The organism is Streptomyces sp. SLBN-118, from assembly GCF_006715635.1.
Taxonomy (GTDB): Bacteria; Actinomycetota; Actinomycetes; order Streptomycetales; family Streptomycetaceae; genus Streptomyces.
In genome coordinates this window covers 2,096,466-2,115,674 of the sequence record NZ_VFNP01000002.1, presented here as the reverse complement: position 1 = coordinate 2,115,674, position 19,209 = coordinate 2,096,466, and the positions used below count along the sequence as shown (strand labels likewise).

Genomic DNA, 19,209 nt, shown 5'->3' with positions numbered 1-19,209 from the left:
GGAGCCGCGCCATGCGCGCAGCCGTACTGCACGAGACAGGGCAGGACAAGCTCGAAGTCCTCGACGACATCGAGGCGGTGGGCTTCGGCCCCGGCAAGGTCAAGATCCGCGTCCGGGCCACCGGACTGTGCCACTCCGACCTCTCGGCCATGAACGGCGTCCTGCCGCAGCCCGCGCCCTTCGTGCCCGGACACGAGGGAGCCGGCGAGATCATCGACGTCGGCGACGGCGTGAACGGCCTCTCGCAGGGCGACCGGGTGCTGCTGTGCTGGCTGCCCGCGTGCGGTGTCTGTCCCTCCTGCAAGCGCGGCCAGAGCCAACTGTGCCTCGCCGGATTCATGAACGCCGGCACCCCCAACTTCAAGCGCCCCGGCGGCGACGTCTTCGGCTTCGCGGGCACCGGAACCTTCACCGAGGAAGTCGTCGTCCCCGCGGGCTGCGCCGTGCCCATCCCCGCCGACGTGCCCTTCGACATCGCCGCGCTCATCGGCTGCGGAGTGACCACGGGTCTCGGCGCTGCCATCAACACCGCGGACGTGGCGGCCGGTTCGTCAGTCGCCGTCATCGGCTGCGGCGGCGTCGGTATCTCCGCGATCCAGGGCGCCCGGCTCAGGGGCGCGGCCCAGATCATCGCCGTCGACCCGGTCGCCGCCCGGCGCGAGGCGGCCTTGAGGTTCGGCGCCACGGAAGCCGTCTCGCCGGACGAACTCGTCGACGCCAAGCAGCGCGTCACCGCGGGCGAGGGCTTCGACAACGTCTTCGAGGTCGTCGGCAAATCGGCCACCGCGCGCACCGCGTACGAGACGACCCGGCGCGGCGGCACCCTGTGCATCGTCGGCGCGGGCGCCATGGACGACCACCTCCAGCTCAACATGTTCGAGCTGTTCTTCGACGAGAAGCGGATCCTGCCGTCCATGTACGGGGGCGGGGACGTGCTCACCTCGTACGAGAGGACCATCGCCCTGTGGCGCGCGGGCCGTATCGACCTCGAAAGCCTCATCACCCACCGGGTGAAGCTCGCGGAGATCAACGAGGCGCTGGCCCAGATGCGTACGGGCGAGGCCCTGCGCACCTGCATCGAGATCTGAAAGGACCTTCATGTCTCTCCCCCTTGAGGGCCTGAGCGCGATCGTCACCGGCGCGGGCCGGGGCCTGGGCCGGGCGGAAGCCCTGGAACTCGCCCGGCTCGGCGCGGCGGTCGTCGTCAACGACTACGGCCGCCCGGGCCGCGACGGCTCGGGCGAGGCGTCCGCCGCCCCCGCGGAGAACGTCGCCGAAGAGATCCGCGCGGCGGGCGGCCGGGCCGTCGCGCACCTGGGCGACGTGTCCGACTTCGAGTCCGCGCGCGCCCTCGTCGACCTGGCCGTCACGACGTACGGCAAGCTCGACATCCTGGTCAACAACGCGGGCATCCTGCGTGACCGGATGATCTTCTCGATGACCGAGAGCGAATGGGACTCGGTGATCCGCGTCCACCTCAAGGGCCACTTCAACACTACCCACTTCGCATCCGTCCACTGGCGCGAGCGCTCCAAGTCGGCGGGCGGCCCGGTCTACGGCCGGATCGTCAACACGTCCTCGGAGGCGTTCCTCGCGGGCTCGGCGGGCCAGCCGAACTACGCGGCGGCCAAGGGCGGCATCGTCGGTCTGACGACGTCGACGGCCCTGGCGCTGTCCAAGTACGGGGTGAGGGCCAATGTGATCTGCCCGAGGGCCCGTACGCGCATGACGCAGGACGTCTTCGAGGGCTTCGCCGAACCGGCCCCGGGCGAACTCGACGCGCTGGCACCCGAGCATGTCGCCCCGCTGGTCGGCTACCTCGCCTCCCCGGCGGCGGAAAGGGTCAACGGGCAACTGCTCGTCGTGCACGGCGGGATGGTGGCGATCGTGGAACGCCCGAAGGTGGCGGCGAAGTTCGACACCTCGAAGGAGGTGTTCAGCTTCGAGGAGCTGGAGGGGGTGCTGGGCGCGTATTACGCGGAACGGCCGGGCGGCGAGACGTTCGCTGCGGCGGAGGTTCTGGGCCTGAAGCGGGGCTAACGAGCTCGTGCATGGTCGGCGGTGGCCCGTCGAGTGCCGCGGTTTGCCGTCAGGGTTCACGAGTGCGGATCGCTGGGCTCGGTGGCGGTGTGCCGGTGTGAGAGCAGTCCGGCGACGACCTGGATGGTGGCGGTCGTGTGCTCACGGCGGCCCTGATGGCGCGCGAGGGCTCGCCAGTTCTTCAGGTGCGCAATGCCGTGCTCGACCCGGATGCGCCGAGAGGAGTGGGCTTTGCGCTGATTGACGGCGTTCTGCTTGTTCTTGCCGGAGATGAACGTGTCCCGGTCCTTGCGTCCCGCGGCCGGGCGGCGTAACCGGATCTCGGTGCCATCGATGATCCCGGTCTGCCCGCTCGCGCATGATCAACGATCACGGCTTCACCCCGCCACCGCCAACCATGCACGAGCTCGTGAGTCAGCGAATCAGCTCAAAGTAGGGGCCGAACTCTGACTCCAGGCACAATCGGCCGAGTTTGCGGTACTCGCGCTGAACGGCTGTCACGAGGTCGGTCATGCACACCGGGCGGTTCACGTCTGCGGCGAGGTATGCGGCGGTGACGGCGATCGATCGGATGTTGCCGCCCGCCAGTTCGAAGGCACTCGCGCAGAAATCGAGGTCAAGGTTGGGCTCCCGTGGCAGCGCGGTGCCCAGACATCGGTCCCACAGTGCTCGCCGTTGGAATTGATCGGGCGTCGGGAAGTCGACGACCAGATCGAGTCGGCGGGTGAACGCCTCGTCCAGATTTGCTCGCAGGTTGGTCGCCAGGATGGCCAATCCGTCGAAACTCTCCATACGTTGCAGCAGATAGGCGCTCTCCACGTTGGCGTACCGGTCGTGGGCGTCCTTGACTTCCGAACGCTTGCCGAAGATGGCGTCTGCCTCATCAAAGAGGAGTACTCCGTTGACCCCGGCCGCCTCGGTGAAGATGCGTTCCAAATTCTTCTCGGTCTCACCCACGTACTTGTCCACGACCATGGCGAGATCGACCGTGTAGAGGTCGAGACCGAGATGGGCTGCGATCACTTCGGCGGACATGGTCTTGCCCGTCCCGGAGTCGCCGGCGAACAGAGCCATTACGCCGCGGCCCCGCCCCCCGCCCGGACGCATGCCCCAACTGCCGAGCACCTGTTCGCGGTGCCGGGCTCGCGACGCCAGCTCGGACAGTTGGTCGAGCACCGTGGGCGGCAGCACCAGGTCTTCCCATCCCACCGCTGGTTCGATCCGGCGTGCCAGCTTCTCCAGACCGGCGGCGCTCTGCGTGCGTGCGCCGTTACGCAGATGCTCCTGGGTGACGGGGCCGCCGACGAGCGCCGCCTGCTGACGGGCCGACTGTGCCGCTCGTGCCACCTGGTCAGGAGCCAGCAGGAAAGGAGCGGTCACGCGGGGCAGGTCCAGGTCGAGATCCAGGGTCTCGGGCGTGCCCAGGGCCGCTCGCCACAAGGTGATCCGTTCTTCCGGCACGAGCGGGGGGACATCGATCAGGAGCGCGGGGGCTGCGGCCCAGGCGGGGTCCCAGGTCATCGAGCCCACGAGCAGGACAGGCACCGGCGATCCCGCCAGTCGCCGCACTACCTGCGGGTGGTCGGCGGTCGCTTCCACCGGGCCGGCGACGAGGGCAGCGTCGGTGAGCCGCGCCTCGCGGGCCGCTATCGCCATCAGCTCGCCCGGATCGGTGTCACGGACGGCGCGCCCCAGATCGAGACCGAGTGCATGGCTGCCGCATGCGGCAAGTGCCGAGGCGGCGAGCAAGCGTGCCGCGCCGCCCGGGCACTCACGCAGGTAGGCCAGGCGCATCCCGGAGGCGAGCGCGGCGGCAAGCCGAGTGGGGTCGACGATCCCCACGCCGGACTCGAGCGGCTGTATGACGTCGGCGAGGCGGGCATCCGGTCCGTCGTCTCCCAGCAGGTGAGCCGTGACCCGGTCCGGCACCCGCAGCGTCCGGCTGAGAAAGGGCCGCTCGGCGTCATCGATCCGGAGCAGTCCACCGGATATCAAGGGGGCGTTCAGGCCCAGTCGCGCCCGTGCCGCGGCGGATGCCGCCGGCACTCCGCACAGTTCCAGCGCCACAGCGATGGAGGCTCGGCGTCGGGTCACGTCGTCGTTGAGGTAGGCGTACGCATGCTCTAGCCGATTGTCCAGATCGGGGGCGAGTGCGAACAGCAGCACCTCCACGTCGAGCGGATCCAGACCGAAATCCCGTTGCAGCCGCCGCAGCCGCACATCGGCGCCGTCCCGCTCTGCTGCGGCGGCCCGAGTCTCGATCGCAGACAACTCCGCGGCCTCGGCCGCGTCAGGGAAGGCTGCGCGATCGGCATGGTCAAGCAGCCGTTGAACCACGTCGTCGGACAGGTACGTGCCGCGGAACGGGTCACCCGGGTCCGGGTCGCCTTGCCGCCGGGCATCGATGGTCCGTCGAATCCGACCTTCGAGCAGTCGTATCCGTTCGATCAGGTGTACCAGCCCGACAGTGCCGTGACCTGTGTGCAGAGCGGTTGTCTCCTCCGCCGTATCAGTCACGGTTGCCCCTCTTCGTCTGTACGGGAGCATCCGTGAACTCTCCCGCCATGTCACCGACCGTGGCCCGCAGGCCGGACTCGCTCGGCGGGCCGGCTTCGAATGCCCGGGCTGGGATGAGCGGCACGCTGACGACAAGGTCCAGCGAGGGTTTGAGTTCTCCGCCCAGGGCGGACCACACATCGGAGAACGCCCGGTCTTCCGGCGGGGGCAGCGCGATGCTCATCGGCACGGGCAGTTGGCTCTCCGCAATCAATCCGGACAACAGCTCGGACGGCAGGGACTCGTGCCGTAGGAAACCGGTGAGCAGTGTCGAAAGGAGACGATGCTCGTCCTCCGGGCGCTGGGTCCAGGCGCTGACGAGATACGAGAGCGCGAAGTAGCGCGGCGGCAGGCGGCGCGCGACGACGATCCCGCGGTCGTCGTACTCGTTGACCAAACCCCGCTCGCGCCGCTTGAGGTCCTCCCGAATGTCGTACAGGTAGAGGTCGATCACCGGCCCGCTGCGCCGCGCCGCCCAGTCGCGGGTAGGGGCGTCGAAGACCATGCTGACATCAGCCCCGCTGAGCATCTCGGCGCTGATCAGGGAGCGCAGCGCCTCGTCGATCTCATGAATCATGGATTTCTCTCCTTCACCTGCGCGGGGACGGTACGTGGCCACGGCCACGTCTGAGCGTGCATGGCAGGACCCCGCCCCGCGGTGGTGCCGTGGTCGGATCACGTGCGTGGGGCGCTAGCGGTCGAGGAACTTTGGCGCCTCGAGTGCGTGAGGTACGACCAGGAATGCCGCTATCGCTCGCGAGAATGCCGGTCCGGCGACGGGAGAGACTGCGAGGTCCCGGGGGCCGGGCCGATCCGAGCGCAGGACGAGCATGTGAGTGTCGAACGTGCCGTCAGCCCTTACCGTTACCGGCTCCTGCTGCGCGGTTAGTCCGGGAAGCCAAGTCAGACCGACCTTTGCACCAGGAGGGAAGTCGACACCGTGGACCGAGGCGACGAACCCAGGTGGCCCGGTGTACGAATTGAGACTGGCCCGTGGCCGCTTCACCGTGATCCGAACCTTGGCGGACGCATGGGAGAGGTCGGCGTCCCGACTGGTCGTACTGGCCAGACCGACCAGCTCTGCTGTTTGGGCGGTCTTGGGGGTCAGGGCCACTCGTACCGCCAGAGCCGCTCCCGGATCGAGTTCACAACCTTTCTTGCTCAACAAGCAGTTGGACGAGGTGACGGCTGTGGGCAGAGAGTGGGGGCCGCGTAGTGTCAGACGTACGCCCCTGGCCAGCTGCCCGCCCCGGTTGCGTACGGTGAACGTGACGACGGCTGTGCTGCCGACGTGGGTCGTTGTCGGAGCGGCGGCGGTCGCCACGAGGGCAGGCGAACACGGCGACCGGGCGGCGGACCGGCTCTTCACCCATCCCGCGTCCGGTACGAAGGCCTGCGGTGAGACCTCAGTGATGGAATCCTGCCGGCCGAGAGGGGCCGACGCTTGCGAAATGCCCTCCACATGGCCGACGGCAAGGGACCCCACCCGGCAACCTGCCGTTGCCGCCGGATCCTCCGTGGCCGACTGCCAGGCGATGGCGGCCCATGTGATCACCAAAAGCCCCACGGCGACGCCGAGTTTTGCGGGCAGTCTGCGTCGTCCCACGATTCCCGCTCCTTCAGCAGCCCCGGCCGCCCGGCCAGTTGTCCAAGCCATCCGTCCAGATGATGCTGGTGAGCGCCGCGCGATACAGCTCCGGCGCGGGCGGTCCTTCGGGCGCCGACTGCCGCACGAAAGTGCTCCCGCGCGGCCGCTGCCCACGGATGCCCACGTTCGTACAGTCGGCCGCATGACTGCATCGGCCAGCCTGGACATGACTGATATTTCGATCGAGCCCGGCAGTGAGGTCACCGTCCTTCTGCAGGTACGCAACACCAGCGACATCGTGGAGGCCTACTCGTTCGACGTGCTGGGAGAAGCCGCGGACTGGATGGACGTCGAACCGGCTTCGGTTTCCCTCTACCCGGGCAACTCGACCACCGCGACGGTGAAACTGCACCCACCGCGGTCATGGGACGTACCCGCGGGTGAAGTGCCATTCGGCGTTCGCGTTCAACCCGCCGAATTCCCCCAAAATGCCGTGATCCCCGAAGGTGTCGTGCGGATTGAGCCGTTCCACGACACCTCCGCCGAGCTCCTGCCGCAGACATCCCACGGCCGCTGGGCCGCACGCCACCAACTGGCCGTCGACAACCGCGGCAACGTGCCGGTCATCCTGACGTTGACCGGCGCGGATCCGGCCGAACGGCTGCGCTTGGCGTTCCGTCCGGCCACGGTGGCAGTGGAGCCGGGACATGCGGCATTCGTCTCTGCGTCGGTCCGGCCCAACCGCTTGCTGTGGCGCGGTGAACCGCTGGTCCATCCCTTTCAGCTCGCGCTGAGTCAGGAGGACGCCGCGCCCGTCGTCGTGGACGGGACGTACCTGCAGAAGCCGCTGCTCCCGAAGTGGATCTTCAAGGTGCTGCTTATCCTGCTTGCGCTCCTCCTGGTGCTGGCGGCGATCTGGTTCGGCCTTCTCAAGCCGACGGTAAAGGCGGCTGCCCGGGAGGCGGTGGCGGCCGACCCTGTTGTCCTGGCAGCTCGCGAGGAAGCGGCTGCTGCCCGGGAGCAGGCGGCCGCTGCCGACGACAAGGCGGGCCAGGCGATGGGCAAGGGAGGGGGCAAGGGGGGTAAAGGGGGTGGACAGGGACAATCGAAGGACTCCCTGTCGCCGGTCAAGCGTGTGCCGTTCTCCTTGCGCCTGCCTGTGTCGGCGTCCGCAGCAGATGGCACGGACACCGAGGGATACACCGTGCCCAAAGGCAAGACGCTCCAGCTCACCGACATGGTTCTGGAGAATCCTCAGGGCGACGCGGGGACACTCGTTGTCGCACGCGGCGGCGAGCCGCTGCTCAAACTCGCCTTGGAGAATTTCCGTGATCAGGACCACCACTGGGTGACGCCCATCCATGTTCCCGGGGAGAGCGACATGTCAATCACGATCACTTGCCGACGTGTGGGCAACCCGGTCAACCAGAAGCCGAGTGCCTGCCATGAGGCGATGTACCTGGGCGGGGTCTTGGTTGGACGTTGAAGGCGACACGGCCCCTGAATGGAAATCCGCGCGGTTCTGCCGTCATGGTGCGAGGGCAACCGGCACTACACAGGTATGAAGACCACCACGTCTCCTCCGCAGTGCGGAACAGTGAAGCAGTGCCACACGCCCCAGCAGGTGTGTTACCCCTCCGTCGGCGCCGCCCTTCCCTGTGAGGACGCCGCTCGGCCGGGGCTCGCTGCCCAGCCGGCCTCGCCGCGCGTCATTGACCGCGAACGGTCTGTATCCATTCGGTGCTTCGGCGGCTTCTGGGTGGCCATCGGCGACATGATCGTCGACTGGAGTCGAGTACGGCCCCGGGCCCGGACTGCGATGCGACTGCTCACCTTGTGCGCAGGCCGGCCGGTGCACCGCGAGACGCTGCTCGAAGCACTCTGGCCGAACATGCCGCCCGAAGCTGCCATGGCCAACCTGCACGCCGCTGTCTCGAGTGTGCGCAGGTGTCTGGAACCCGGCCGGCAACGCGGCGAGTCGCGCATGGTGGTACGGACCGGTGAGGCATACCTCCTGGCCCTGCCGACAGGCGCCCACCTCGACCTGCTCGCCTTCCAGTCCGCGCTGGCCCGTTGGCGACAAGCCAGAGCCGTTCATGATGCCGTGGCCGCCAAGGCCGCGCTGTACGAGGCATTGGCGGAGTATCGCGGAGAACTGCTGCCAGAGGATGGTCCTGCCGAATGGCTGCAACACGACCGGGAGATGTATCGGCGCCAAGCCGCCAACGCTGCAGCGGCCCTGGCCAAGGATGAACTCGACGCCGGCAAGTTCGCCGAGGCAGCTGCAGTGGCCGAAGAGTGTCTTGTCATCGACCCCTTTCACGATGCCTGCTGGCACGTGCTGCACACGGCATACCAGCAGGCAGGCGCCCCGGCGGCGGCCGAGCGAGCCCGCCGCCGCTACGCGGAGGTACTCACTTCACTTGGCATCGATCCCGCCCAGGGGACAAGCAGCGGCGGCTCCGCCTCTCCGGACCCCGGATGCACAACCCCAATCCCGTGGACGCCGATCAGCGCCAATCGGAGGCAGAACGCCCTCGACCCGGCCACCATGCCTATCCGGCCTTGAGGTGAATACCGTCGATGACCGGGCCACACGTGCTGCTTGTATCGGTGGTGCTGGCGAACTGAAGAGTGGTTCGGTCGCGCTTGCCGGTGAACCGTACAGCCTCCGACCGCCAGCCCATGTCCGACGCGGAATGTCCGCTGGTATCGAATGTGAAATCCCGGGTGGCATCATCGACCCGGACGGCAAGAGACTTCACCGGGGGCCCACACTCCGGATTGCCGGCAAATGAGAAAGTGATCGTGTACCGGTGCCCGGGCACGGTGTCGAATGTCTGGGCGATGGCTCCGGCGGTCGGGCCGCTGGGGCTGCCGTTCAGGTCCAGCGACTGGCTCCCCTCCGCCGCTCGCCAGAGGTTGGAGCTGACCACATCGACGGAGTTCTCGATGATCTTCCACCCTGCAAGATCGGATTGGCCGACGCGGTAGGTCGTGTAGGTGGAACCGGCTGACGGTGTTTCGAAGCCCGCGTTGTTTACGACCGACTTGGGAATGGGCGTCGGTCCGCCCGACGGGCGCTGGGAGGCGGTCGCGCTTGAGGAGGCCTTCGGCACAGTTATCAGGGGAGGGGCCTTAACCGGTCCGTGCGAGGAGCCGGTCGAGCTTGCCGACTTGGGCGTCCTCGGAGCGGGCGATTTGGCACTGGGCGATCTGGGGCTGGGCGGCGTGGACTGAAAGGTGGGGTGTACGTGGGACGGCCAAGGAGAGTGTGCCGTCGGCGTCGGTTCAGCATCAGTGGCGGAGGGGTTGGCCGGTTCTTGCCGCAGAACTAAGGATGCAACGAGCGCGATCGCAGCCGCACTTGCGCACAGCGAGGTGATGACCATCGGCCGGCCTGCCCCGTGAAGGGCGCTCCTCCTCATCCGAGCAACACGGCCCTTGGGCTGGGTAGGTGCAGGCGAGCCGTCGGTACCTGTCTCCGGTCCGGCGGGTGAGTGGGTCCGCGATCCCGCGTACATAGCTGCAACCGGTCCCAGCACGACCGGGCCGATCAAGCCGCGGAGACTGCTGGAGACCTCGCGGAGCTCCGCGAGCAGCAAAGGGCAACGGTCGCATTCGGCGAGGTGCTTTTCGATGCGTTTGCGGGCGCGCGGAGTAACGGTACCGCGGAGATACGCAGCCAGCTTCGATGCGCAGGCCTGGCAGTTGCGCTCGACCTCCGCGGCTGACAGGTGCTCTTGCACGTAGGCGGTACGCAGTCCCTCCCGGGCGCGGTAGGCCAGCGCTGCTGCCCCATTGGCCGACAAACCGAGCAGAGGTGCGACCTGTGCCGGCGTCTCCCCTTCGACTTCGGTGTGCCACAGAACGGTCTGCCAGCGTTCCGGCAGGGCGGCGAACGCCCGGGCAGCCATCGAGGTTTCGAGCCCTGCCAGGACCGGGTCCTCGAACGGGATCGGGGCCGTGAGGTCCTCAAGCTCCGGTGTCGCCTCGGCCCGCTTGGCCTGGGCAGCCGCACGGTCAGCGGTCCTGCGCACAATCGTGAGCAGGTACGCCCTGAAGCAGCGGCGCGGACCGCCGCCATTGCGGATGGCGCTCAGTACCAGAGTGAACGCTTCTGAGACGATGTCGTCCACGTCGGCCGGAGCGGTGGCGCAGTACTTCGCAAATCGACGGGCGGAGGCGACGTGGCGCTCATAGAGTACGGCAACGGCGGCGTCATCTCCGGCCCGAGCCTGCTCGATCAAATCGACATCAGCAGGCGTTTGAGGTCTATGACTTGGTCGAGGCTCCAGACGGTCACCTGATACTCCTTGCTCTGTCTGCTCAGCAGTCATCCGCGACCAGTCCCCACCTTCGCCATAGGCCGTGTGATAGGCAAACATGCATTCGCCTGCGCGCCATCCGTAACTGATATTACCGCTGACTCATCTGATCTGCCTCGGAAATTCGCAAATATGCGAGGTCAGCTCACGCCGCTATTCGCTCCCGTGATTGCGAGGACGTGACAGTACGGTGTGCTGCGCAACTCGCCAGGTACAGTCCGGCCTCGTCGCCGAGGCCGTCCTTGATGGCTTCAGTTGCGCTTCCTCCAATGTCTCGAAGGATTCGTCTTCTTTTCGCCTTCCTCTTTGACCGTGTCTCACCGCGGCCAAGGTGGCGTGCGGCTGTGCGGCTGAGGGTCGAAGCCGACGAGGTGGCCCTGGGCTTGGCGTGTGGTCGGCGCCGTCGCGCAAACCTTGGAGCGCTAAGCCCCCCATTCTGCGGACAGCAGACTTCCTGCGGTGGGCCGTGGACCAACTACGTCGACCACTTCTGCCCCGGGCCAGACGCAGGTCTCTCCGTGGACCGGTCGACTCTCCTGGCGTCCCCCCGCTCCCCGGTGCTCGCGAAGCGGGGAGGGGCGAGGCATGGGCCTCAGCTCAGGACCTCGGTGCAGTGCATGGGCAGTCGCGCCGGGGCTTGGGTGTCGTGTCCGCACTATCAGGCGGTTTCCATCTCCCTCACTGCCGTCCGCTCGGCCATATCGACGGCAGCCCATTGCCGGAACCATTGGCGTCACCAAGCGGGGCTCAGAGGAGGAGACAGGATGCCGACTTACCTTTCCCCAGGCGTCTACGTCGAGGAAATGGAGGCGAGTTCGCGCCCCATCGAAGGCGTGGGCACGGCCGTGGCTGCATTCGTCGGGCTGGCAGCCGAGGGGCCTGTCAACGTCCCGACGCTGGTGACGAATTGGAGCCAGTTCACGCAGATCTTCGGGGACTTCACCGAGGGCTCGTATCTCGCGCACGCCGTCTACGGATACTTCATGAACGGCGGTGGCAGCTGCTACGTCGTCCGGATCGGTGCTGTTGTCGAGACCGATCCCGCAACCGACGCCTCCGGCGGCAAGGTGATCGGATCCAGCGGCAGCGGCATTGCGGGCAAGAGGATCGCCGGCAAGACGCTCAAGACGTTGCAGGCAGGCCCGGCGATTGCGCTCGGGCGGTTCAAGGTCTCTGCGCTCGACAGCAGCCAGGACGGCGAGGTCACCGTCGAAGTGGCGGACCCTGAGGGGGATTCCCCGCCCGAGCAGGCGTTCAAGCTGGTGGTGCGCAAGGCTGGCAAGGTCGAGGAGAGCTTCGACGTGTCGGCGAAGAAGAGCCAGCGCAACTACGTCGCCACCGTGGTACGAGAGCGCTCCAAGCTGATCACCGTCGAGGAGCCCGCCACCACCGGGGCGCTGGTCCGGCCGGAGAAGCAGACCGTGGCGCTGGCTCCCTCAGACCCGCCGGGTGTGACTCCTGAGCACATGTCGCCGGATGACTACGTGGGCAGCGTCGCGGACCGCAGCGGCTTCTCCGGGCTGGAGGCGGTGGACGAGGTCACCATGATCGCCGTTCCGGACCTGATGAGCGCCTACCAGCAGGGCGTGATCGACATGGAGGGTGTCAAGGCGGTCCAGCTCGCGATGATCGCCCACTGCGAACTGATGGGTGATCGCGTGGCGGTCCTCGACGCGCCTCCCAATCTCTCACCGCAGGCGGTCAAGGAATGGCGGGTGGATGAGGCCGGCTACGACTCGAAGTACGCCGCCCTGTACTACCCGTGGGTCAAGGTCTTCGACCCGGTGGCCGGCAAGGCCCGCTCGGTGCCGCCCAGCGGCCACGTAGCCGGTATGTGGGCACGCAACGATGAGGCGCGCGGGGTACACAAGGCTCCGGCCAACGAGGTGGTGCGCGGTGCCGTCTCCCTGGACACACAGCTCACCAAGGCCGAACACGACCTGCTCAACCCGCTGGGCATCAACTGCATCCGCGCTTTTCCGGGGCGGGGGATCCGGGTCTGGGGGGCGCGGACGCTCTCTTCGGACCCGGCCTGGCGGTACCTCAACGTGCGGCGGCTCTTCAACTACCTGGAGGAGTCGATCCTCAGTGGCACCCAGTGGGTGGTGTTCGAGCCCAACGACGACGCGTTGTGGGCGCGCGTCCGCCGCACCATCGCCGCGTTCCTGGTCAATGAGTGGCGTAAGGGCGCACTGTTCGGGCTGACTCCGGACGAGGCCTTCTACGTCAAGTGTGACCGGGAGACGAATCCAGCCGAGGGCATCGACTCCGGGCAGGTCGTCTGCGAGGTCGGCGTCGCGCCGGTCAAGCCGGCCGAGTTCGTCATCTTCCGGCTGGCGCAGCTCTCCAGCGGCACCAGCCTCGTCAGCGAGTGATCCCCATTCATCGAAAGGCGGTAGCCAGCCATGCCACTTCCCGAGTCCGACAGTTCGGTCGGCCACTCCTTCGGCCTCGAGGTCGACGGCGTCCAGATTAAGCACATCAATGAGGTCTCAGGTCTGAAGATGGAGCAGGACGTCATTGAGCTGAAGCAGAACACCCCGGACGGAAAGTACGTCATCAAGAAGCTGCCCGGCCGTCCGAAGGCCGGGGAGGTCACACTGACCCGAGGCCTTACCGGTGACGACGGCTTCCAGAAGTGGATGAAGGCGTCCCGGTTCGGCAAGATGACGGAGGCGCGCAAGGGCGGCGCGATCATCGTCTACGACTACGAAGGTCAGGCGATCAAGCGCTACAAGCTCACCAACGCCTGGGCGAAGAGCCTGGAGATCGGCTCGCTCAAAGCCGGTGACACCAGCGTGCTCACGGAGAAGCTCGTCGTCACCTACGAATCGATGGATGCCGAGTAATGCGGCGTCTCAAGGCCCCAGCTGACGACGATACGCCGGCGACGGCTGGGGACGCCCAGGAGCGGGTTGCCCTGCGTACCGAGTTCGCCTTCGAGTTGCCGCACGGCTATGCCGACGCCTCGGGTACGGTCCACCGGTCCGGCGTCATGCGGCTGGCCACCGCCCGGGACGAGCTGGTGCCGCTTCGCGACGACCGGGTCCGGGAGAATCCGGCCTACCTCTCGGTCGTCCTGCTCGGCCGGGTGGTGACCCGGCTTGGCACGATCGAGGACATTCACGCCGGAATCGTCGAGAACCTGTTCGCTTGCGACCTGGCGTTTCTCCAGGATTTCTATCGGCGGATCAATGCTGAAGGGCACACCAAGGCCTCGGTCACCTGCCCGTCGTGCCAGGAGACGTTCGCCGTCGAGCTCGCGGGCAGCCGCCTGGGGGAATCGTGACGTACGCGGTCGACCGCCTCTACGAGGAAGTCGCGTACGTCGCCTACCACTTCCACTGGCCGCTGGACGACATCCTCGGCCTCGAGCACACCGAGCGGCTGCGCTACGTCCAGCAGATCGCGCGCATCAACACACGAGCCGTGGGAAGGGGGTGAACCTCAATGAGCCTGTGGGACAGGTTGCGGGGCCGTGGCTCGGCCCCGCCCGGTACGGGGGCCGGCGCCCGGCGCGGTGCCCCGACGCCCGGCGTGTCCGGTCCGGGCCGGGGGGCGGCCTGGCGTGATCTGCCGCCGATACAGCGCATCGTCACCGGAGTGGAACTCACCAGCGGCCCGGCGGAGTTCCCGTCCGCTTTGTCGTCCTGGCAAAACCCCTCCTTCCTCGCTCCGCTGGGGCACCTCGTCAGTGCGGAGTCACCCGCCGGCCTCGCCCATGGGCTGCTGCGGCCGGCGGAACCGGATCACACGGCGCTGCGCGAGGCGTACCCTCCGGCCCCGACGCTGCCGGTAGCGCAGCGCACCACGGGGACCGGCCGACGTGTTCCGCCGATCGTCACCCCCCTGGCCACCTCGTCTGTGGCAGCTTCGGCCCCGGCCGCGGTCGGCGGTGCGTATGAGCCCTCGGGCTCGGCCGTCGCCGCTCGGGTGCCCGATTCCGGCCTGTCGACGGTGGCGCGAGCGGTCGATCTGTCCGGCCTGCAGGTGTCCTCGGCGGTGCCCTCCGCCGTGACGGCGCCAGTTGATGGGCCTGCGGACCCGCCCGCGGTGGCGGAGCCGACGCACCTGAGCAATGCCCCGCGCCTGCCGGGTGCGGGGGTGAATGCTCGGCCGGAACCGGAACCGCAGACGGAGCGGCCCGTCCTCGCACAGAGGTCCATCGCCCGCGAGCCCGCGCCCGGCAACCTGCCACTCGTGTCGGGGGACAGTGCGTCGTCAGGTGCTGTGCCGCCGTCGGCGGACTCGACCGGGTCTGCCGCACCGCGGCGGCTGGGTCTGGGTGCGCCTCTGCCCGCAACCCCGGTGCCCGTGCAGCTCAAGCCCGATGCGGGCCCGCCCGGCACGGACCCGGTGCCTGAGGCGGGCCTTCCGGGGCCGTCCGGGCCCCTTCCACTTGCCCGCACGGCGGACCCATCGCCGGCCGTACCCCAGGACCAGTCCAGCGTGACCGGGCCTGTGGCGCAGGCAGATCCGGTCCTTGTGCGGCCTTCTGCCTTGACGGAAACGAGCGTCGAGGAAGCCAGGCAGTCGGCCGAACCCCCGTCTGCGGCCCACGGTGCGGCGGAGCATGGAGATCCGGTCGCGCTCCTGGTCGGCGAGGGCCCGCCACTCGTCCAACGGCAGTCCGAACCTGGCGTATCCACGACGCATGCACAGGCGCCCTCCGCCGAAGACGCTACGCCGCTGTCGGTGGTGAGCCGGCGAGCGCCGACGGATCCGCGCGATCGTGAGCGGCCTGCCGGACCGGTCGACCGTGTGGATCACCAACGGGTTCCCCTCTCCGAGAATCCAGTGTCCTCGGTGCACGATCAGGCGGGGCATGCCGGGCGTTTCGGGGCCACCGGGCCGGTTGTGCAGTTGCTGGCCGAACGCCCGCTTGCCCTGCACACCGTGCCTAAGCCCTCGGCCATTGCGGCCTGGCGACCACCCCGCCCTCCCTCAGCGGGGGTGGTGAACCGGCAGACGGCCGCGCCGGCTGAAGTGGCCAGGGTGCAACCGCTCCAGCGATCGGCGGCCGCACACGGAGTCGTCCTTCACCCAGGGCCCCTTGGGCAGGCGTCCGGGCCGGGACTGTTTCCCGCGCAGTCGGCGTCGCCGCATCCGGAGCAGCCAACAGCGGTGATCTCCCGGTTCACCGCGCCGGGCGGCGGTCCGACCGACTCGGCCGCGGGTCGCCTCGCCTCCCTGCCGTCGGCGGCTGGGCCCGCGCTGGTCCAGCGGACGGTTCTGGGGGCGCTATCTGGATCTGTCCCGCCCATGCCCGTATCTCTCCCTGATGCCGGGAGGGTCGCGGTCGAGGCGGGCATCACGGAGCGGATGCCGGGTGGGTCGGTGGTTTTCAGCCAGGCGGCAGAGCCTCCACCGACTGTGCCGCCTGTGCAACGCGCGGCGGAGGAACCTCCTGTCTCCTCGCCGCCCCCGGAGCCGGCAGCCGAGGACCCGGCCGAGGCCGGACACGGTGCTGAGCTTCGCGCGGAGCATCACGGTCGCATCGGTACCGGTTCCGCTGCGGCCGCGGGCGGCAACGGGACGCACGACACCGAAGAGCTTGTGCAGCGGCTCTTCCACCCGCTGAGCCGCCTGCTCCAGGCGGAGCTGCGGTTGGACCGGGAACGTGCCGGACGACGGCTCGACATCAGGCACTGACACACCACAACGGACCGGCAGAGCACTTAGAAGGACGGAGGGCGGCATGCCCGCAGATGACCCCGCGGTCAGCGTCTGCTTCGCGGTCAAGATCGATGACGTGAGCCTGGGCTCGTTCAACAGTTGCGAAGGACTCGGCTGCGAGGTGGTGATGGAGCAGCGCGAGGAAGGCGGCAACAACGGCTTCGTCTGGCAGCTGCCCACCCGCCTGAAATATCCGAACGTCAAGTTCAGCCGACCCATCACCGCCGACACCCAGAAGGTGGCGGCATGGTTCGCCAGCATGACAGCGGTGGTGACCCGTCACACCGCCCAGATCATGGCGATGCGGGCCGACGGCAGCGTGGTGGCGGAATGGAGCCTGTTCGGCGTCGTGCCAGTTCGGTGGCAGGGCCCGTCGCTGAGCACCGACTCGGCGAAGGTCGCCACCGAGACCATTGAGATCGCCCACCACGGCTTCGTCCAATCGGGCCGGAGCTGAGGGGAAGTCCCATGACCGTACCGATCCCCTTCGTTCCGGCGGTGCCCAGCATGGGTCCTGGCACCGGAGGCGGCATACCGCCCAAACTCGAGCGCGCCTTCCTGGAGTTGCGCCAGCCGCCCGCCGACGGCAATACGACGAACCCCGGCCCTCCGATGGGCCGCATCACCTTCCAGTTCAATCCCAAAGAGCTGAGCCTGACGAAATCGGCCAAATGGGTGCGCAAGACTGCACGGGGTGCCAAGACGGCCGGACCACCGGAGTTCAACGGCGCCGAGCCGAGCAAGCTCACCTTGGAAATGTTCCTCGACGCCACCGACACCCATGACGGCCACGTCGTCAAGACGGTCAAGCAGCTCACCGACTGCTGCATACCGACGAGCGAGAGCCGCCAGCAGAAGAAGGCCTCGCCACCGTGGGTGATCTTCTACTGGGGCCGGTTCACCGGGTTCACGGCGTACGTGAGCCAGGTACAGGTGAAGTACTCGCTGTTCGGCCCTGGAGGGCAGCCGCTGCGCGCCACGTGCCAGGTCACGCTCGAAGAGATCAGTGGCGAGACCCCTGGCCAGAACCCCACCTCGGGAGCACTGGCCGCTCGTCGAGTGCATCGGGTGGTCGACGGGGACACCGTTGCCTCGCTGGCCTGGCGGGAGTACGGCAGCCCGAACGCCTGGCGGGCCATCGCCGAGGCCAACGGTATCGACGACCCCATGCGCCTGCGCCCAGGTACCGAACTGCTGCTTCCCGGCGGCGACGAACTGCGGGAGTCGGCGTGATGCGCCACCGAGAGGAAGGGAGACAGGCGTGGCCGGCGAAACGTTCACCAACGCGCTGATCGTGGAGGCCGACGGCCGGCCGCTGCCCGCCGACATCGCGGTCCGGCTTGTCGCCGGGTACGTCGACGACAGCTCCACCGTGCCCGACATGTTCCTGCTGCGCTTCCGTGACCCCGACCACACGGTGCTGTCCTCGACCGGCATCTCGATCGGCAGCCCGGTCAAGCTGTACGCGAAGGCCGGCGACCATCCGGTGCAGGAACTGCTGCTCGCCGGCGAAGTCACCGCCCTCGAGGGCGAGATGGACGCCGGCGGCACGTTCACTGTCGTGCGGGGTCTCGACCACTCACACCGTCTCTTCCGCGGCCGGCGGGTGGCCAGCTACAAGCAGATGACGGTCTCCGACATCGCGGTCGCGGTCGCCAACCGTGCGGGCCTGCGGATCGGCCGGGTTGACCCGACGACCGAGGTGCTCGACCAGGTCATCCAGCCCAATATCACCGACTGGGAATTCATCCGGACACTGGCCGAGGAGGTCGGCGCGGAAGTCGTCGTCCTGCAAGAGCAGTTCCAGTTCCGCATGCCCGCCCAGGCGGCTCACGCACCCGGGGTGTCGACACCGGTGGAACAGAGCCCGTTCGTACTGGAGAAGGGCCGCAACCTGCTGACGTGCCGCGCCGCGGTGACCTCGGTCGATCAGGTGCAGCAAATCGAGGTGCGCGGGTGGGACGTCAAGGACAAGCGGGCCGTGGTCGGCCGCGCACAGGCGCAGACCACCGAGGCTTTCTCGCTCGGCATGGCTCCTGGTGATGTGGTCCGCCCGTTCGGTGACTCCACCTTCGTCACCACGGACACCCCTTACACCACGCAGAACCAGGTCGACGCCGCCGCACAGGCCCTGGCGGCCACCGTCGCCGGATCCTTTGCCGAGCTGGAGGCAGTGGCCATGGGGAACCCTCAGCTGCGTGCCGGCAAACCGGTGACGCTCACCGAAGTGGGCAGACCCTTCGAGGGCAAGTACACGATCACCGGGAGCCGCCACGTCTTCGATCCTGCTCACGGCTACCAGACGTGGATCACCGTCAAAGGAGCCGCCGAAAGCTCGTTGTTCGGGCTTACTTCCGGCGGTGGTTCGCTGACCCGCATGCCGCGCGTACCAGGCCTGGTCACCGCCACCGTCAGCGACACCAAGGATCCCGATCAGCAGGGGCGCGTCAAGCTCTGCTTCCCCTGGCTCTCCCCGGACTACGTGAGCGACTGGGCCCGGACGGCGCAGCTCGGCGGCAAGAACGGCGGCGGCGTCTTCGGAGCCGAGGTCGGGGACGAGGTGCTGGTCGGCTTCGAACAGGGCTGTCTGGACCGGCCGTACGTGGTCGGCGGCCTCTACAACGGGGTTGACAAGCCCTCGTCCCACGAAACCGATCTGGTGGACCGGACAAGCGGCGCGGTGAACCGGCGCGCCTTCGTCGCCCGCAGCGGCCACGCCATCGAGATGTTCGACTGCGCCAGCGGCCCCAAGGGCGTCCGGGTCATGACCGGTGACGGGAAGCTCAAGCTCGATCTCGACCAGAAGAACACGCAGATCACCGTGCACAGCGACGGATCGGTGGTGATCGAGGCCAAGCAGAAGGTCACCGTCAAGGCCGACCAGGGCGTGCGCGTCGACGCCGGCTCCGGTGAGCTCGAGCTCACCGGCCAGTCCGTCTCGGTGACCGGCCGGTCCGGCGTGCGGGTCGACGGCGGCCCGTCCTGCTCCATCCAAGCCTCACTCGTCCGGATCAACTGAAG

15 protein-coding genes are annotated in these 19,209 nt (G+C 68.0%); 12 read left to right on the top strand and 3 right to left on the bottom strand.

The genetic code is table 11. The features are described 5' to 3' along the window. The first annotated feature begins 11 nt into the window (after positions 1–11). Together FBY35_RS28280 and FBY35_RS28275 are read left to right on the top strand one after the other, a co-directional pair. Entirely contained in the window at positions 12–1,088 is a 1,077-nt protein-coding gene (locus tag FBY35_RS28280; protein WP_142216794.1) for a Zn-dependent alcohol dehydrogenase, read from the top strand. Positions 1,089–1,098: 10 nt separating this feature from the next. Beyond that, positions 1,099–2,040, top strand: a complete 942-nt coding sequence (locus tag FBY35_RS28275; RefSeq protein WP_142216793.1) for a 3-oxoacyl-ACP reductase — start codon at positions 1,099–1,101, stop codon at positions 2,038–2,040. A 414-nt stretch (positions 2,041–2,454) separates the two neighbouring features. On the opposite strand, the gene FBY35_RS28265 is transcribed toward FBY35_RS28275, so the two are convergent. Further along, entirely contained in the window at positions 2,455–4,587 is a 2,133-nt protein-coding gene (locus tag FBY35_RS28265) for an ATP-binding protein (RefSeq protein WP_142216792.1), read from the bottom strand. Further along, a complete protein-coding gene (locus FBY35_RS28260) occupies positions 4,550–5,173 on the bottom strand; it encodes a DUF4255 domain-containing protein (RefSeq protein ID WP_142216791.1) in 624 nt (207 codons plus the stop codon). The genes FBY35_RS28265 and FBY35_RS28260 overlap by 38 nt, the downstream gene beginning before the upstream one ends. A gap of 1,213 nt (positions 5,174–6,386) precedes the next feature. On the opposite strand from FBY35_RS28260, the gene FBY35_RS28255 reads away from it, so the two are divergent. Further along, complete coding sequence (locus tag FBY35_RS28255) at positions 6,387–7,670, top strand: hypothetical protein (RefSeq protein ID WP_142216790.1); 1,284 nt, start codon at positions 6,387–6,389, stop codon at positions 7,668–7,670. Between the two features lie 75 nt (positions 7,671–7,745). Next, a complete protein-coding gene (locus FBY35_RS28250; RefSeq protein ID WP_160159330.1) occupies positions 7,746–8,753 on the top strand; it encodes a BTAD domain-containing putative transcriptional regulator in 1,008 nt (335 codons plus the stop codon). Here the strand turns inward: FBY35_RS28250 and FBY35_RS28245 are convergent. Further along, a complete protein-coding gene (locus tag FBY35_RS28245) occupies positions 8,740–10,434 on the bottom strand; it encodes a choice-of-anchor C family protein (RefSeq protein WP_160159329.1) in 1,695 nt (564 codons plus the stop codon). The two genes, FBY35_RS28250 and FBY35_RS28245, sit on opposite strands and share 14 nt — an antisense overlap. Positions 10,435–11,276: 842 nt before the next feature. Here FBY35_RS28245 and FBY35_RS28240 point away from each other — a divergent pair. The 8 genes from FBY35_RS28240 (at position 11,277) to FBY35_RS28205 (ending at position 19,207) form a co-directional block, all read left to right on the top strand. Next, on the top strand, positions 11,277–12,887 hold the full coding sequence (locus tag FBY35_RS28240; protein ID WP_142216787.1) for a phage tail sheath subtilisin-like domain-containing protein: 1,611 nt from the start codon (positions 11,277–11,279) through the stop codon (positions 12,885–12,887). A 30-nt stretch (positions 12,888–12,917) separates the two neighbouring features. Further along, on the top strand, positions 12,918–13,361 hold the full coding sequence (locus FBY35_RS28235; protein WP_142216786.1) for a phage tail protein: 444 nt from the start codon (positions 12,918–12,920) through the stop codon (positions 13,359–13,361). Continuing rightward, a complete protein-coding gene (locus tag FBY35_RS28230; protein WP_142216785.1) occupies positions 13,361–13,801 on the top strand; it encodes a hypothetical protein in 441 nt (146 codons plus the stop codon). The genes FBY35_RS28235 and FBY35_RS28230 overlap by 1 nt, the downstream gene beginning before the upstream one ends. Next, on the top strand, positions 13,798–13,956 hold the full coding sequence (locus tag FBY35_RS28225; protein ID WP_142216784.1) for a DUF6760 family protein: 159 nt from the start codon (positions 13,798–13,800) through the stop codon (positions 13,954–13,956). Before FBY35_RS28230 ends, FBY35_RS28225 begins: the two co-directional genes overlap by 4 nt. 1,818 nt (positions 13,957–15,774) lie before the next feature. Then, positions 15,775–16,164: a hypothetical protein gene (locus FBY35_RS28220; RefSeq protein ID WP_142216783.1), complete on the top strand. Its 390-nt coding sequence runs from the start codon at positions 15,775–15,777 to the stop codon at positions 16,162–16,164. A gap of 46 nt (positions 16,165–16,210) precedes the next feature. Further along, positions 16,211–16,645: a phage tail protein gene (locus FBY35_RS28215; protein WP_142216782.1), complete on the top strand. Its 435-nt coding sequence runs from the start codon at positions 16,211–16,213 to the stop codon at positions 16,643–16,645. A gap of 11 nt (positions 16,646–16,656) precedes the next feature. Further along, positions 16,657–17,421: a LysM peptidoglycan-binding domain-containing protein gene (locus tag FBY35_RS28210; RefSeq protein ID WP_142216781.1), complete on the top strand. Its 765-nt coding sequence runs from the start codon at positions 16,657–16,659 to the stop codon at positions 17,419–17,421. Between the two features lie 28 nt (positions 17,422–17,449). Further along, positions 17,450–19,207: a VgrG-related protein gene (locus FBY35_RS28205; protein WP_142216780.1), complete on the top strand. Its 1,758-nt coding sequence runs from the start codon at positions 17,450–17,452 to the stop codon at positions 19,205–19,207. Positions 19,208–19,209 lie beyond the last annotated feature (2 nt).